The sequence below is a fragment of the Zhouia amylolytica genome, from assembly GCF_900116365.1.
In the GTDB taxonomy this organism is placed as follows: Bacteria; Bacteroidota; Bacteroidia; order Flavobacteriales; family Flavobacteriaceae; genus Zhouia; species Zhouia amylolytica.
On sequence record NZ_FPAG01000008.1, the window covers coordinates 43,860 to 61,149 of the forward strand.

General features: G+C 36.4%; 12 protein-coding genes. 8 read left to right on the forward strand and 4 right to left on the reverse strand.

The window, feature by feature from the left end:
* Positions 1 to 7: 7 nt before the first annotated feature.
* On the forward strand, positions 8 to 1,021 hold the full coding sequence (locus BM361_RS13585) for a quinone-dependent dihydroorotate dehydrogenase (protein WP_038261505.1): 1,014 nt from the start codon (positions 8 to 10) through the stop codon (positions 1,019 to 1,021).
* On the opposite strand, the gene BM361_RS13590 is transcribed toward BM361_RS13585, so the two are convergent.
* A complete protein-coding gene (locus BM361_RS13590; protein ID WP_074979518.1) occupies positions 1,018 to 2,637 on the reverse strand; it encodes a class I SAM-dependent methyltransferase in 1,620 nt (539 codons plus the stop codon). The two genes, BM361_RS13585 and BM361_RS13590, sit on opposite strands and share 4 nt — an antisense overlap.
* Positions 2,638 to 2,759: 122 nt before the next feature.
* Between BM361_RS13590 and BM361_RS13595 the strand changes: the two genes are divergently transcribed.
* The 6 genes from BM361_RS13595 (at position 2,760) to guaB (ending at position 11,539) form a co-directional block, all read left to right on the forward strand.
* On the forward strand, positions 2,760 to 3,623 hold the full coding sequence (locus tag BM361_RS13595; protein ID WP_074979519.1) for a hydroxymethylglutaryl-CoA lyase: 864 nt from the start codon (positions 2,760 to 2,762) through the stop codon (positions 3,621 to 3,623).
* Between the two features lie 124 nt (positions 3,624 to 3,747).
* On the forward strand, positions 3,748 to 4,944 hold the full coding sequence (locus tag BM361_RS13600; RefSeq protein ID WP_074979521.1) for a DUF4856 domain-containing protein: 1,197 nt from the start codon (positions 3,748 to 3,750) through the stop codon (positions 4,942 to 4,944).
* Positions 4,945 to 5,031: 87 nt separating this feature from the next.
* On the forward strand, positions 5,032 to 6,162 hold the full coding sequence (locus BM361_RS13605; RefSeq protein ID WP_074979522.1) for an imelysin family protein: 1,131 nt from the start codon (positions 5,032 to 5,034) through the stop codon (positions 6,160 to 6,162).
* 7 nt (positions 6,163 to 6,169) lie between these two features.
* Positions 6,170 to 7,537: an HTTM domain-containing protein gene (locus BM361_RS13610; RefSeq protein ID WP_074979524.1), complete on the forward strand. Its 1,368-nt coding sequence runs from the start codon at positions 6,170 to 6,172 to the stop codon at positions 7,535 to 7,537.
* On the forward strand, positions 7,518 to 9,962 hold the full coding sequence (locus BM361_RS13615; RefSeq protein ID WP_074979526.1) for a TonB-dependent receptor domain-containing protein: 2,445 nt from the start codon (positions 7,518 to 7,520) through the stop codon (positions 9,960 to 9,962). Before BM361_RS13610 ends, BM361_RS13615 begins: the two co-directional genes overlap by 20 nt.
* 104 nt (positions 9,963 to 10,066) lie before the next feature.
* On the forward strand, positions 10,067 to 11,539 hold the full coding sequence (gene guaB, locus BM361_RS13620; RefSeq protein ID WP_074979528.1) for an IMP dehydrogenase: 1,473 nt from the start codon (positions 10,067 to 10,069) through the stop codon (positions 11,537 to 11,539).
* Positions 11,540 to 11,636: 97 nt separating this feature from the next.
* Here the strand turns inward: guaB and BM361_RS13625 are convergent, their stop codons facing one another.
* On the reverse strand, positions 11,637 to 12,245 hold the full coding sequence (locus BM361_RS13625) for a DinB family protein (RefSeq protein WP_074979529.1): 609 nt from the start codon (positions 12,243 to 12,245) through the stop codon (positions 11,637 to 11,639).
* Between the two features lie 143 nt (positions 12,246 to 12,388).
* Positions 12,389 to 14,875, reverse strand: coding sequence for a M14 metallopeptidase family protein (locus BM361_RS13630; RefSeq protein WP_074979531.1), 2,487 nt, complete (start codon positions 14,873 to 14,875; stop codon positions 12,389 to 12,391).
* Positions 14,876 to 15,076: 201 nt separating this feature from the next.
* Between BM361_RS13630 and bshC the strand changes: the two genes are divergently transcribed.
* Positions 15,077 to 16,672 (forward strand): bacillithiol biosynthesis cysteine-adding enzyme BshC, encoded by a 1,596-nt coding sequence (gene bshC, locus BM361_RS13635; protein ID WP_074979533.1) that lies wholly within the window; start codon positions 15,077 to 15,079, stop codon positions 16,670 to 16,672.
* Here bshC and BM361_RS13640 read toward each other — a convergent pair.
* Positions 16,669 to 17,217 (reverse strand): pyridoxamine 5'-phosphate oxidase family protein, encoded by a 549-nt coding sequence (locus BM361_RS13640; protein ID WP_038261537.1) that lies wholly within the window; start codon positions 17,215 to 17,217, stop codon positions 16,669 to 16,671. The genes bshC and BM361_RS13640 overlap by 4 nt on opposite strands.
* Between the last annotated feature and the right edge of the window lie 73 nt (positions 17,218 to 17,290).

Here is a 17,290-nt window from a genome sequence, read left to right on the forward strand (position 1 = left end):
AATCGGCATGTACAAACTTTTTATCCGTCCAATTCTTTTCCTTTTTGATCCGGAAAAGGTTCATTATTTTACATTTTCTGTTATTAAATTCATTCATAAGATTCCAGGTGTACCTGCATTGATCAGATCTATTTATAAGGTTGAAGATGAACGTCTGGAAAAGGAAGTTTTTGGACTGAAGTTTAAAAATCCTGTTGGATTGGCTGCCGGATTTGATAAAGATGCGCGCTTATTTAATGAGTTTTCTAATTTTGGTTTTGGATTCATCGAAATTGGGACGTTAACTCCAAAACCACAGCCTGGAAACCCAAAAAAGAGATTGTTCAGGTTGAAGTCCGATAGTGCAATTGTCAATCGGATGGGTTTTAATAATGGTGGAGTTGAAGATGCTGTTGAGCGATTAAAGAAAAACAAAGGGGTCCTTATTGGGGGGAACATAGGTAAGAACAAGGTTACCCCAAATGAAGACGCTGTAAATGATTATAAAATTTGTTTTGAAACGCTTTACGAATATGTCGATTATTTTGTCGTGAACGTTAGTTCTCCTAATACCCCGAATTTAAGGGCCTTGCAGGATAAGGAGCCTTTAAAGCATCTCTTACATACTTTACAAGAATTAAATACTCAAAAAACAATTCAGAAGCCAATCTTGCTTAAGATTGCCCCTGATTTGACGGACGAACAATTGTTGGATATTATAGAGATTGTAAAGGATACTAAAATCGCCGGAGTTATTGCTACAAATACGACGATTTCCAGGGACGGGCTGATTTCGGAAAATAAGAAGGAGACAGGGGGATTAAGTGGAAAGCCTCTGACCAACAGGGCTACTGAAGTTATTCGATTTTTGGCTAATAGAAGTGATAAGGCATTCCCAATCATTGGGGTTGGAGGTATTCATTCTGCTGAGGATGCTATTGAAAAACTAGAAGCCGGTGCTGATCTTGTTCAGGTCTATACCGGGTTCATTTATGAAGGCCCCAAATTAGTAAAAGAAATCAATAAGGCATTATTGCGTTAAGATCCTTTTAAAAGACAAATGCTAATGGTTGCTAATTCAGAATCCGGGAATTTAGCAAAGGATTCTTTGTTGATGTATAATCCGGCTCTTTCTGCAGCTTGTTCGAAAACATCAATTTCAACGATATACTGATCTGAATAGCCATGTGTAGCGTCATAGGCGGTAGCTGCTGTTTTGCCCAGATTCCTGGCCGTAAGGTCTGGAGGGGTGGTGTGTAGTTCAATAACCAGGAGTCCAAATTTTTCTACATAGGGTTTCCATAATGAAAGGTGTTCAGTTAAATTTTGTTCTACTTCATTGTTGTTGAGTGTTTTACCTTTGAAGGCGAATGCGCCTGTTGATTTGCTTATGAAGGTTGGTTCTTCTTTAGGTTGTTTCCAAATCCTGTTATGGTCTAAAAATGTTCGAACGTTTAGTAATTCTTTTAATTTAATATTATAATCGTTTTTAAGGGTTTGTTCTAATTGTATGGGATCGCTAATATCTCCCCAAATTACTTTTGCCCAGATATCGGCTTGTATCATATTGGCACGTGTGACTTTTAAAGCTGCCTGGTTGTAGTCTGCTCCTATTAAAAACAGTGGGTATTCATCTAAGTTTTTCCCTCTCAGGGTTTGCTTTTCTATAAGGTTATAAAGATGAATTAGAAATGCGCCATTTCCGCATCCCATGTCTAAAATTCCTTTGGGTTGTTCAGCCACGGGTTCTTTATTGAATATACTTAGAATGATCTCGTCTATTTTTTTGAAATAAATAGCATGAGCGCCACCGCTTCCCCAGACATTCATTTCTCTGTAAACATGTGGCTCGGGTTTGTTAGGTTCAAGTGTTCTCAGCGGTAAATGATCGCCAAATATTAATTGATCCAGATTTCTTAGGGTAGGTATGTATGAAACGGTGACGCCATATGCACTGGCTCTTTTGGCAAAAAACAATCCTTTTTCAGTAAAACTATAGGTGTCATTAATTTTTGAAAACCATGAAAGTTTGGTAAGGATATTAAGGGCTTCTTCAAAAATTTTGGCTTCTTTATGGTACTCCTCGGGTTTAAACGAAGCTTCCATGAAGTATTTGTGAAACATTCCTCCTTGTCCCAGTATAACGATTAGCGGGCCAACGATCATGCCTTCCAGGTGTTTTAGGATTTGATAGTATACTTTTTGGTTTGATGGATTGATATTTTCAAATTCAGATCCTGCTTTTTGAAATTCAGTAAAGTTTTGTATTAATGTATTTACAATTTCTTTATTTAGTGCAGCCAGCCCTGTTTTTTCTGTTTTCTTTAAAAAATTTTTGACAGGAATGTATAGATGAGCAAATTCGTTTAATTTTACGGTATTATTATTCCTACTGAGGGTGATGGTGTTTTTTTTATTATCTACTTTGTAATTTAACCATCCTTGAGAGCTTAGAATTCTTAGAGCCACATTTAAGTATCCTGGGTTGGTATTGAACTTTGAAGAAATTTCGTTTATCTCTACGGGATCTTTTAATTTACTGAGAAATTCAATGACCTTGTTTTCATAAAGGCTTGTGACGGTCGGAGCTGTAACGATACCATCAAGGTGTTTGAAAAGTTCGGCCCGATAACTTTGTTTTTGTTGTTTAGTAAGCATTCGATTAATCATTGTGTGCTATTAAAGATACATAATTATATAGTTAATTATCCTGTTGATTATTTAGTTCTAATGAGATTAAATTGTTTTTATTAAAGAAAAACGTTTCTATCTTTGATGCAATGAGTGAAGTGAAAATTATAGAGTGTCCGAGGGATGCTATGCAAGGCATAAAGGATTTTATTCCAACCGAGAAAAAAGTGGATTACATTCAGTCTTTACTTAGGGTGGGATTTGACACCATAGATTTTGGGAGTTTTGTGTCGCCAAGGGCAATTCCTCAGATGGTTGATACTGCTGAAGTGTTAGAGAAGCTGGATTTGTCTGTAACGAAAAGTAAGCTCCTCGCTATTGTAGCTAATGTTAGAGGTGCTAATGATGCTTCACGGTTTAAAGAAATTGATTATTTGGGATATCCATTTTCAATATCTGAAAACTTTCAAATGAGGAATACGCATAAAACGATTTCGGAGAGTATTGAAGTCTTAAAAGAAATACTAGAAATTGCAGATAAATCGAATAAGGAGGTGGTCGCTTATTTATCAATGGGATTCGGCAATCCTTATGGAGATCCCTGGGATGTTGAGATTGTGGGTGAATGGACTGAAAAGCTTTCTTCTATGGGTGTACGAATTTTGTCATTGTCGGATACCGTTGGTTCTTCATCTCCTGAAGTTATTACTTATTTATTTTCTAATTTGATTCCCGAGTATCCTCAGATTGAGTTTGGTGCTCATTTGCATACAACACCTGATAGCTGGCATGAAAAGGTTGATGCGGCCTATAAGGCAGGCTGTAAGCGATTTGATGGTGCTATTATGGGGTATGGCGGCTGCCCGATGGCAAAGGATAAGCTAACTGGAAACATGCCTACGGAACGTTTGTTGTCTTATTTTAACGTTAACCAGGTTGAAACGAATTTACAAGCCATGAGTTTTGAGAGTGCGTATAATGAATCTATAAAGATTTTTAGTAATTACCACTAGGAAAATAGCTACATCCAATCCCTTTCTTAATTTTTACTTAAAATTAATCTAAATAAACTTTGTTGAATTCAAATTCGTTTTTACATTTGCCCTGTTATTAATAATAAGTCTAAATAAACGAATAATGAGATCAAGATTACTGCTTTCAGTACTATCAATTACAACAATGGCATTCACTTCATGTTCATCGGATGATGATGGCGCGAACTTAGGATACGAAATACCTGCATCTTATACTTTTGAAAGAGCCGGTTCTTCAACTGTAAGTTATGGAGGGCAAACCATAAGGATTTTAATGTTGGATGAATTAAGAACTTATCTTAAAACACAAGATAATTGGCCTTTAGATGCTAACAGGGTTTCAAATATGTATAGCAATACAGATGCGCCTTTTGAGAGTGCAGATTTAAATGAAGCAACCTCAAAACAACTAAAGAGTAAAACCGCTGCCTCAAGAGATTATTTTGTGAATTTGAATGGTGGAGGTTCAACAGCTGAGCAGGTAGCAGTCAGACAACAATTTGAGAATTGGTTGTCAGCTGCAGCAGAAGCTTCGGTTAACGGGGCGAATGCAGTTAATGCGGAGCCGGGTTTTGCTGGTATTGCAGATGGCAGTCGTTTAGTAGATGGTAACGGTTTAGAGATCGAACAAGTGATGGCTAAAGGATTAATGGGCGCTGTATTTGTAGATCAGATCTTAAATAACTACATAAGCGGAGCAGTTTTAGACGAAGCTTCAAATGTAGCCAATAATGATAATGCGGTTTTAGAGGAAGGTGAACTATACACTACTATGGAGCATAAATGGGATGAAGCTTATGGATACATTTATGGAGCCGGTGGAGGTAAATATTGGGATAGTTATATCAGTCAAGTGGATGCTGATTCAGACTTTTCAGGTGTTAGAGCCGCTATTGATGAGGCGTTTATTGCTGGTAGAGCCGCCATTGTTAATGGGGACTATGAAGAGAGAGATCGCCAGGCTGCAATAATTAAGGAGAACCTTTCATTGGTGGTAGCGGTAAGAGCAGTACATTATTTACAAAGCGGTAAAGAGAGTTTAGTTCCTGATGCTACAGCCGCTTTTCATGCATTATCTGAAGGGTACGGTTTTATTTTAAGTTTGCGATATACTCAAAATCCAAGCTCTGAAGCGCCATATCTTTCTAAAGAGGATGTAGACGGGATGTTGGAAACTTTATTAGGAGGTACAAATGGTTTTTGGGATGTTGATCATCTTAATGATAATTTAGATGTTATTTCTCAAAAAATTGCTGAAGCTTTTGGATTTACGGTTGAAGCTGCTGCAATTAGCGAATAACATATGATAAAAATCAGGTTTAAGAGCGTGTTCTCTTGAGTCTGATTTTTATATATTTGCAAAGTTTTATTTAGAATAATTAAAAATATGAAACGGATACTTTTATTTTTGGCTTTCGCAGGTTTAGTGGGCTGTAGTAGTGGAGATGATTCTGATGGAGGAAATCAGGGTAAAGATTCATTTGACAGGCAGGCAATGCTTATTAATTGGGCAGATAATATTATTATTCCTGCTTATGAGAATTATACCGAAAAGTTAGCTACATTAAATGCTCAGGCTGAGGTATTCGTTACGACTCCTGATGAATCGAATTTAAATAATGTAAGAGTTGCCTGGTTGGAAGCTTACAGGGCTTTTCAGTATGTAGGGATGTATGAAATTGGCAAAGCAGAAGAGCTGAAGCTGCATAGTTATTCTAATATTTATCCGACTCAGGTAGACGGTAACGCTGTTGATGCTGATGGGATTAATCAAAACATAGCTTCTGGCTCATATGACCTTACTGCACTTTCGAATATAGATGAACAAGGTTTTCCAGCTCTTGATTACATGCTTCATGGAATCGCTGAAACGGATACAGAAATTGTGAATTTATATCTAAATGGATCTAATTATAAAACTTATCTCACTGATTTATCTGTTCGTTTGAAGAGTTTGGCTGATGCGGTTTTGGCTGATTGGAAAGGGACTTACAGGGATAATTTTATCAATAATAAAGGAAATACGGCCACCAGCTCGACGAATAAGTTGGTGAATGATTTTATTTACCATTTCGAAAAGAATCTTAGGGCTGGTAAAATAGGTATACCAGCGGGTGTGTTCTCCGGGGGTACTATATTACCGGAAAAGGTTGAAGGGTATTACAGAAATGATGTTTCGAAGTTACTTTTATTAGATGCTATCGATGCTGCAAATGATTTTTTTAATGGAAGAGCTTTTGCATCAGGTGTTGAGGGAGCATCATTAAAATCTTATTTGGAATACTTGAACGATATTCAGGAAGGTAACAACCTTGCACTTTTGATAAATGTTCAGTTTTCTACTGCCAAGAATATGGCTGACCAACTTTCTGAAAGTATAAGTGCTCAGGTTCAAAGTGATAATTCAGTGGCTCTTAATGTATATGATGAGTTACAGCGTAATGTAGTATACTTTAAGGTTGATATGCTTTCGGCAATGAGTATCAATGTTGATTATGTTGATGCTGATGGTGATTAATTAATAAATGAATCCAGAAGAAAATACATATTTTAATAAATACCGTGAGGCTGCACCTTTAGCAGTCTTTCGTATTTTCTTTGGTTTCCTCATGTTCCTGAGTATTGTTAGGTTTATGGGTTTAGGTTGGGTGGATAAGTTATATATTCAACCTAAGTTTTTCTTTTCGTATTATGGATTTGAATGGGTAAAACCGATCGGAATCTATACTTATCTGATTTTTGTTTTTTGTGGTCTTTCAGCTCTTGCGGTAGCCTTCGGATTTAAATACCGTCTTGCTATTATTTCTTTTTTTCTAAGTTTCACCTACATAGAATTGATGGACAAGACTACTTATTTAAACCATTACTATTTTATTAGCTTAATGGCATTTGTGATGATATTTCTACCTGCAAATGCCTATTATTCCATTGATGCAAAACACCGTGGAAACATTGCTTATCAAAAAGTTCCGGCATGGACTATTGATATTGTAAAAGTGTTATTGGGTATTGTCTATTTTTATGCCGGATTGGCAAAGCTTAATTCCGATTGGTTGCTTCATGCTTTGCCTCTTAAAATTTGGTTGCCATCGAAATACAATATCCCTGTAATAGGCAGCTTTTTAGAGCAGGAGTGGGTTCATTATGCTTTTAGTTGGATAGGTGCCTTTTATGATCTATTAATTCCTTTTTTACTACTCTTTAAAAGGACTAGATTGTTTGCTTTTGCTTTAGTGGTTATTTTTCATGTGCTAACCCGTGTGATGTTTCCGATTGGGATGTTTCCGTTTATAATGATTTTTTCAACACTAATATTCTTTAGTGATCGTTGGCATCATAGATTTTTATCAATTATATCAAAGTATTTAAAAGTTTCCAAGTCGTATTTTGACAATGGGAAAAAGCTGGTTATGTCACGTATTCCCTACGTGAGGTTTAAGCTCAGATTGTTAATGTTGTTTTTAATTATACAACTTTTGTTTCCTTTCAGGTATTTATTGTATCCGGGTGAGCTTTTTTGGACCGAAGAGGGGTTTCGCTTCTCATGGCGGGTTATGCTGATGGAAAAGGCTGGTTATGCAAATTTTATTATAACTGACCCTAATACGAAGAAATCTTATCATGTAGATAATTCTAATTTTTTGACTCCTTTTCAGGAAAAGCAAATGTCGTTTCAACCCGACTTCATTTTAGAGTTTGCTCATTTTTTACATGATCATTTTGAGGAAATGGGAATAGATAATCCTGAGGTTCGTGTAGAATGTTATGTAGCACTCAATGGCCGATTGAGTCAATTATATATAGATCCAACTGTTAATCTGGCAAAGGAAGAAGAGTCTTTTGCCCATAAATCCTGGTTGTTACCATTTAATGATGAAATTAAAGGTTTGTAGTTTTTTATTGTGTGCGTTCGTTTCCGGTTTCATGTATTCTCAAAGTACCATTAAGGGAGTGGTGACAGATGCTGAAAAAGGAACTGTTATACCATTTGTAGAGGTTTATAATAAGACCATTGAAAAACTGGTCTCAACCAATGAAAATGGTGTTTATGAATTTACCGGATTAGGGGCTGGTTCATACGAGTTGATATTTTTTAGTTATGAATATAATACTGTTCAGCGGCGTGTTAGTGTTTCGAGCGATGAGGTTTTAACTCTTGACCTGGCTTTATCACCTTTGTCTGTAGAGTTGACTGAAGTAGTTTTATCTCAAAAGAGGAAGGAACTTTTTGCACTTAAGCGATTAAAGGATATTGAGGAAACCGCAATCTATGCCGGTAAGAAGAATGAAGTTGTTTTGGTTGGTGAGCAAATGGGGAATTTGGCGGTGAATTCACCACGACAATTGTATTCTCAGGTAGTAGGTTTAAATATCTATGAAGGTGATGATGGTGGACTTCAATTGAATATTGGGGGGAGAGGCTTAGATCCTAATCGTTCCGCCAATTTTAATACCAGGCAGAACGGGTATGATATAAGTGCTGATGTTTTAGGGTATCCTGAAAGTTATTATACTCCTCCGGCAGAGGCCTTGAATGAAATCCAAATTATCAGGGGAGCTGCATCGCTGCAATATGGTACGCAGTTTGGAGGTTTGGTTAATTTTAAGCTGAAAGAACCGGTTGCTGATAAAAAGATAGAGTGGATTAGTAGACAAACACTTGGTTCTAATAGTTTATTTACAAGTTTTAATAGTTTAAGTGGTACAGTAGGAAAATTTAGTTATTATACTTATTTCAATTATAAAGAAGGTGATGGGTATCAGGATAACTCGGAGTTTAATGCCAGAAACTTTTTTGCCAATTTGAATTATCAGTTTAGTGAGCAAACCAGTCTAAGTTTGGATTATACCTATTTTAATTATTTAGCTCATCAGGCTGGGGGACTAACTGATGTTATGTTTTTAGAGGATCCTTCACAAAGCAACAGGGAACGAAATTGGTTTGCGGTAGATTGGAATCTATTGGCTTTGAAATTAAAACACCAATTTTCGGAACAAACGATGTTTACTTTGAATTTATTTGGATTAGATGCTTCGAGAGAAAGTGTGGGATTCAGGACGAACAGAGTTTCACAACCCGATGAACCGGGAACTGTGAGGGATTTAATTTCAGGAGATTTTGTGAATTGGGGAGCGGAACTACGGATGCTTCATAAGTATACTCTTAAAGATAAAGAAAATGCTTTATTGTTGGGAGCGAAGTATTACCAGTCTGATAATACTGCTATTCAGGGGCCGGGAAGTTCTGGCAATGGTCCGGATTTTGAGTTTTATACAGAAGAGTTTCCGAACTATCCGAATCAATCGGATTATAAATTTCCTAATTTAAATCTGGCATTTTTCGGGGAAAATATTTTTCGGTTATCTGATAAGTTCACCCTTACTCCGGGTTTCAGATTTGAATTTATTGATACCAAGGCAGAAGGGTTTTATAAAAATATTAATTTAGATAATGCCGGGAATGTAATACAGAATGAAACCGTTTATGAAGATGAAAATTTAGAGCGTTCTTTTGTTCTTTTTGGACTGGGCGTTAGTTATAAGCCGTTAAATAGTATGGAATTGTATGGTAATTTCTCTCAGAATTACCGATCAGTTACTTTTAATGATATTCGAATAGCTAATCCTTCTTTTAAGGTAGATCCGGATATATCGGATGAGAAAGGATTTACCGCCGATCTAGGTGCAAGAGGGCAATTGGGAGGTAAGGTGTCATATGACGCTAATGTTTTTGGGTTAATGTACAATGATAGAATTGGTGAAGTACTGGTAGCTGAAGATAACAGGGTTGTTAGAAGCCGTGGTAATATAGGGAAGGCTTTTATGTACGGTTTTGAAGGTTTTATTGACTGGAATATATACAAAACATTTTTTAATGGTGACCTTCAGTACAAATGGAGTGTTTTTGTCAATTCAGCTTTTACAAATTCGGAGTATATCGAGTCTGATATTCCGGGCGTTGAAGGGAATAAGGTTGAGTTTGTTCCCAATGTGAACTTAAAGACCGGTACTTCATTCGGATATAAAAACTTTTTAGCATCTGTTCAGTATACGTACTTGTCAGATCAATATACGGATGCTTCAAATGCTCCAATTGATGTGAATGATAATGTGCGAGGAATTGAAGGACAGATTCCAGCTTACCATGTTATGGATCTGGCTCTGTCGTATTCATTTTCCAGATTCAGGATTGAAACCGGGATTAATAATTTAACTGATAATAATTATTTTACGCGCAGGGCAACCGGGTATCCAGGACCTGGAATTATACCTTCTGCACCACGTACTTATTACGCTACCTTGCAATTTAAGTTTTAATATGAACAGAAACTTAAATGGGATAAAATTAAATAATAGTTAAAGCATTATTTAATCTATAAAAAAGCAGTATATTTGCGTGCAACAAAATCACAAGTTGCAATATGAAAGCTCACGATGCTAAATTTGTTGGCGAAGGTCTAACCTACGACGACGTTCTTCTCGTACCTAATTACTCAGAGGTACTCCCCCGCGAAGTAAATATCCAAGCAAAATTTACTAAGAACATTACTCTGAATGTACCTATTGTAGCTGCTGCTATGGATACTGTGACCGAGTCAGCTATGGCTATAGCAATGGCCAGAGAAGGTGGAATTGGGGTCTTACATAAAAACATGACTGCTGAACAACAAGCCCTGGAGGTGCGTAAAGTAAAGCGTGCTGAAAGTGGTATGATCATAGATCCTGTAACTCTGCCGCTTACAGCTAAGGTTGCCGATGCGAAGCAGTGTATGAAAGAACATAGTATTGGAGGGATTCCAATCGTTGATGATAGTGGATTCTTAAAAGGGATTGTTACGAATAGAGATCTTCGTTTTGAGCGAAATGAGGATCGACCAATCACTGAGGTGATGACGAGTGAGAATCTTGTAACTGTTGCTGAGGGAACTTCACTTAAGGATGCCGAACAGATTTTACAAGGAAATAAGATTGAAAAACTTCCGGTTGTTAATGATGCAGAAAAGCTGGTTGGGTTAATTACGTTTAGAGATATTACTAAATTAACGCAAAAGCCTATTGCGAATAAAGATAAATATGGTCGTTTAAGAGTTGCTGCTGCTGTAGGAGTTACCAGTGATGCTGTGGAACGTGCAGGAGTACTCGTAAATGCGGGTATTGATGCTATTGTAATAGACACGGCTCATGGACATACCAAAGGTGTTGTTACCGTATTAAAAGAGGTTAAAAAAGCGCACCCTGATCTCGATGTAGTAGTTGGAAATATAGCAACTCCAGAAGCTGCTAAATATTTGGCGGATAATGGAGCAGATGCTGTTAAGGTGGGTATTGGTCCTGGTTCTATTTGTACTACAAGGGTTGTTGCAGGTGTTGGTTTTCCTCAACTTTCTGCGGTTTTAGAGGTTTCTGCTGCATTAAAAGGAACTGGAGTTCCGGTAATTGCTGATGGAGGTATTCGTTATACTGGTGATATCCCTAAAGCTATTGCTGCCGGTGCTGATTGTGTTATGCTTGGATCACTTTTGGCAGGTACTAAAGAATCTCCTGGAGAAACTATTATTTTTGAAGGAAGAAAGTTTAAGTCCTATCGTGGAATGGGATCTGTAGAGGCTATGAATAAAGGTAGTAAAGACAGATATTTTCAGGATGTTGAAGATGATATCAAAAAATTAGTTCCTGAAGGTATTGTGGGACGTGTTCCGTATAAAGGAGAGTTGAATGAGAGTATGCATCAGTTTATTGGAGGTCTTCGTGCCGGTATGGGGTATTGTGGTGCCAAAGATATTGATACACTTAAAGAAACCGGTCGCTTTGTTAAGTTAACAGGTAGTGGAATTAAGGAGAGTCATCCACATAATATAACCATTACTAAAGAGGCTCCTAATTACAGTAGATAAAGTATAGCATAAAGCATTCTAAAAATAAAAGAGGCCTGTAATTCTGATTACAGGCCTCTTCTTTTGGTTGGTTGTTTATAAGTGGTATGCTGGCTGGTTATTCCGGAAAGCTTTCATTAGATTTAATTTCATTTATCTGTTTTACATGACGACTTGTGTGTCCGGACATAAATAGAATACCTTGAAATGCATCAATTTTTCCAAACGGCAAATCCATTACGTAATTTCGTAAATTGATTTTGTCTTTTTTTACAAATGCGATATTGTTTTTTCTTCGATCCTTAAATGCTTTCAGTGTTTCTTCGTAGGATCCAAAACTATTTGTTGGTTCAAATGGTTTGGATGTTTTGACCTTACTGGACCGATCCGTAATCATGTCAATTAATTCTTTGTCGCTAGTTTTTAATTCGTTCAGGGATTCAGTGCTTGGTTTCTCTTCCAAGGACTTTTTAACTGCCCCCATAATATTGGTTTCTGATAGCGCAAGATGTTCAACGCAATTAGCAATTGACCATGAATTTTCAGAAGGTTTAAAGTTTAACTGTTCTTCAGATAATCCTTTAATTGCTTTTAATAATTCTGCTTTAGATTCATTCAGATGCTTTATTGCAAAAGCGCGGTCTTTCTCCGATAAAGTGTTTTGGCTATAGAGGCTTAAGTTGAATACGAAAGCACAAACAAACAGAATGCTACAAAATGATTTCATTTTACTATGCTATTGGTTTACATTTCGTAGGGAAAGCTACAGGGGTGAGATTTCTAAATGTTAAGATACAAAAAAATATAAACAATAGCTAGTTGCTTTTTGGAATCTAGTTTATAAGATTTTTTTTTGGGTTTAATGGACGGTTAGCTGCCCATAAAGAATAGGGTGTTGGCCATGAAAAGCTTACCGTTTTCCCAAAATCCTCTAAATAAAGGATTGTCTACCATGATAATAATATTGCCTTTTCCGTATTTTTGGGACCCTACTATTACACTTCTTTTTTGCTTATCCGTAGCGTCACTTCCAGCAAAGCCGTTAAAGGGTTTGTTTTCATGGTCTATATAAACAGCATTTCCACCCTCGAGGTAATCGTACGCGTCACTATTTAATTTAAGAGTGAAATAGTCGTTGTTAAATCCATAGCTTAATGGGTGTGTTTTATCGACTTTTGCTTTGAATATTGCTCCGGTTATCATTTCTTTTATATAGTTTCTTTCATTGCCACTGTATGGGATTATGTTCATTTCACTATTATCCTTACCATTTTCAGCGTCTTCATCATTTTCAGCGGAGTCCTTTTTTTGTGTTATGCTAAAGTCTTTGTCTTTAGCTAAGGAATTGACAGTTCTTCCGATGGTTACAAGTTTTCCACCATTCTTGACCCAGTTTTTGATTCTATCCATAGTCTGTTTCTCAATGACCCCAGCTGTTTCCGGAAGTATGATGATATCATATTGGTATAGATCTATATAGTTAAAATAGCTTTGTTCTAAAACTGTAACGGGGTAGTGAAGTTGTTGTTCAAAGTAATGCCAAATTTCACCAAAACTAAGACTTGAAAAAGGTTTTCCTGTCAAAACTGCTACTTTGTTATTGTGAATCATTTTGACTGCACTAGAACCAAAATCCTTGCCGGTATCCACCAATCCTGTTGGAGCAACGGTAAGTTCTCTACTATGTTTGAATCTTGTTTCTTTTAGGATGGTTAAAAATTCAGGATTACTTTTATTGTCAGCCTTTGTAATAATCAAGCTTCCTCTTTTAAAAGTTGTGTTATTCACTTCGAATGGTTCAGTGGTAAATCGTACTCTAATTTTGTTTTTAAGAAGATCTGACAAAAAGCGGGCATCCTTCATGCTTTCCCACCTACAGATATAAGCATATTCATTTTCGCTAAAATCGATATTATTTAAAACATCGTTCGTTTTATTTTGAGCAGTTGAGGTTATTTTTTGTTCCGAGGCTATGGCGTTTAATCCATAGGCGTAAGGTAAAGACCAGGCAGTAATATCGTAGGTCAAGGAATCGCTTAATTTGGTTTTCGGCTCAAAGAGCACCTTTACAAGTGTACCTTTGAATTGATCTGTACTGATAACGAGATCATCTTCGGAGGTTTTATAAGTGTTGTTGTTACCACTATTATAATCGTATCCGCGTACTGTTGTAACCGGGGTGTAGCCATATTCAATTTCATGAGCGTCTAATAGTTCTGTCAGTAGTTGGATCTTATCTTTGTTGCCGGACAGTATATAGCTTTTAAATTTAAAATCTTGTTTCGCATGGAATTTTTTGAACTCATTGTTTAATTTGTCTGCATTTAATGATGATACTTCAATGGTAGAGAGCCCTGTAGTATGATGATGTGCAATACGGTCTTTAAGGGTAAGCGTGTCTCCATTTCGATTAATAACGCCCAGACCTGCTCTACCGCTTCCGCCTTGTTCGTAGGTCATTCCTATAGCTCCATTGTATGTGGGGTAGGTATCTCCGTAACTTGGGTATAATAAATCAAAAATTTCCTTGGTGAAATAAAACCATCCATTGGCATCAAAATATTTCGCATGATTTTCACCAATTGTTGTCTGAAATTCAATCTGCCAGTCTGTTATGGCTTCATGGAGTGGTTCAGCTGCAGGAGCAAAATAATACGGGGCATCTACTCCCTGTTCGTGAAAATCGACGTGAATGTGTGGCAGCCATTTGTTAAAGATTTTCAATCGTTGTTGGCTTTCTTTTTGTGTAATCCAGGCCCAGTCTCTGTTTAAGTCAAACATATAATGGTTCGGCCTGCCAGAGAGCCATGGCTCATGGTGTTCTTTGCTATTTGGGTCTATATTGAATGGGGTATTTTTAAATTGATTATACCAGTTAACATAACGATCTCTCCCATCAGGATTTATACAGGGGTCTATTATGACAATAGTATTTTCAAGCCATTCCTTCTTTTTTGTAATCAATTCGTATGCGGTAAGCATTGATGCTTCTGAACTCACAGCTTCATTTCCATGCACATTATAGCTTAGCCAAACGATAGCTTTATCGTTCGAATTATCTTTTTTGTTAGAGTTCAAATGTGCGTTTCTGATGGTTTCTAAATTAATCATATTATCTTCAGAAGAAATATATACCAATATTAAACTTCTCCCTTCATAGGTTTGACCATATTCGATCATTTTGACTTGTTCCGGGGTAGCCTCTGCTAAATATTCGTAATATTCAACAACCTGATGATGTCTTGAAAATCGATTTCCTAAATCATACTCCAGGAATTCTGAAGGAGATTTAATGTTCTGAGAAAAGGTTAATAGAGAACTCAGAAAAGTTAGTGTTATTAGAAGTGTTGATTTCATTCAGGTAGATGATTAATACTTTCAAAGCTACTAATAAATAATAAAAAACACTCTTTATAATCTTAACGAATTTTTAGTTTTTAGAATGTTAAAGAGTTTTATCTTTACTTTTTTTAAGCAGGTTTATTCTTCAAGGTGACGTTTTGATATGTGAATGACGATCTGGAATAATCTTAAAAATATCAAAAGAACTATATTTCTATGCTAGCAGACTGTATATCTTTTAAGGATACCGGGTATTTTTCCAATCTAATTTTAGATTATTTAGAGCAAAAACAGGAGGTTAAACATTTATATAACAGGTATCCTGAATTAGAGAATTTTAAGAAGCAAATAGAAGAAAAGCAATCTGAATATAATGAAGAGCATCGTAAGATTTTGGTTGATTCCCTGAGAGCGCAGTATCATGGGATTGAGGTATCAGAAGCTACAGATGCGAATTTGAATTCCTTAGCGCAGACCAAGACGTTTACCATTACCACAGGTCACCAGCTGAACTTGTTTACCGGTCCATTATATTTTTTGTATAAAATTATTTCTACTGTAAACCTTACTAAAAAATTAAAAGCTTCATATCCTGATTGTAATTTTGTTCCTGTTTATTGGATGGCTACTGAGGATCATGATTTTGAAGAAATTAATTTTTTCAATTTTAAGGGGAAGAAATTTCAATGGAATAAAGAGGTTTCCGGAGCAGTTGGAGCCTTGTCAACTGAGGGGTTGCAGGAAGTTTTTGATTTATTAAATCTCGAGTTAGGCGTAGGCTCAGATGCAGATGAGTTGAGGAGATTGTTTCAGGAGGCCTATTTGAAACATGATACCCTTGATGCTGCCACTCGATTTTTGGCCAATGAAATATTTGGAGCCTATGGATTGGTGATTGTTGACGGAAATGATAGAGGTCTTAAAAGGCTTTTTTCTCCATATGTTGCTGATGAACTATTGCATCAACATTCTTATAATGCGGTTGTTGATGTTGTTGAAGATTTATCTTCCAGGGGGTATGGTGTTCAGGTGAATCCTAGGGAAATAAATCTTTTTTATTTAAAAGAAGGTTTAAGAGAACGAATTGTAAAAACGGATGATGGTTTTGTTGTTAACGATACTGAACTGAAATTCTCAAAAACTGAAATTCTTAAAGAACTTCATGATTATCCTGAACGTTTTTCACCGAATGTTTTGTTGCGACCTTTATACCAGGAAGTAATACTGCCTAACCTTTGTTATATCGGAGGGGGAGGAGAGTTGGCTTATTGGCTGCAATTGAAATCTTTTTTTAATAAAGTTGGTGTAGTATTTCCGACCTTATTATTGAGGAATTCGGCATTATTAGTATCTGGAAAGGAGGATGATAAATTAAAGCGATTAGAAATTTCATATCCATTATTATTTTTAAAACGTCATAGTTTTATTAACAGAAGGGTAAGGGAGATCAGCGATATTGATATTAATTTTGATCCTCAACGCGCACATCTCAAAAATCAGTTCGAGGGGATGTATGCTTTGGCTGAGAAGACAGATGAAACTTTTTTGAATGCTGTAAAAGCTCAAGAGGTTAAGCAACTCAAAGGCCTTGATAAACTTGAGAAAAGATTGCTTAAAGCTCAAAAAAGAAAATTGTCGGACGAGGTAAGTCGAATGACAGCCATTCAAGAAACTTTATTTCCAAATGGAAATTTACAAGAACGGACTAAGAATTTTTCAGAGTTTTATGCAGAAAATGGCAAGGCTTTAATTAGGGAATTGTTTGAAGATCTCGACCCATTGAAAGAGGCGTTTTTAATCGTGAAGCTTTAAGGCACCAGGAAGGTTCCGTTCCATTTATAACCGTCTTCAAAAGAGAATGCTGCACGTACGTGCTTTTTAGGTTTTAGTTCAAAATAATCTATTTTTTGAGAGAGCACTCTGATTACCGTAAAATAATGTTCGTCTTCGAGGTGGGTTATAAAATCAGGGTCTCCGATTTTTGTACCCGGAGCTTCTGCAGAGGTGTAGTCTTTTTGTGCATCCTTGTGTATCTTGCTCCATAAGTCCTGAATGACAGATTCATTTTCTTCTATCATAGCAAACCCTTCAATTCTTAGTTGAGTTCTGATTCCAGGATGATAAAACAATAAGCTGACGTTTTTGTTTTCTCTTATATGCGTGATTTTTTTTGTGCGTTTGTCGGTGTAAAAAGTAAGATTAAGATTTTCATCTACGTCTCTAAGTACAACGGTTCTGATTCTGGCTGTATGATTGATACCTACAGTTGCCATGGCGCAAAGTCGAAATGGATGACCTTCAACTGTTGTGCCCTTGGTTAATTCGGTTTTTATTATTTCTAAAATATCAGGAATCATAATAAGGATATTACTATAAAGTTACTAAATTTTAAGATGAGTTTGTATAAATGGGTTTTGAAAGTTTTGCAAA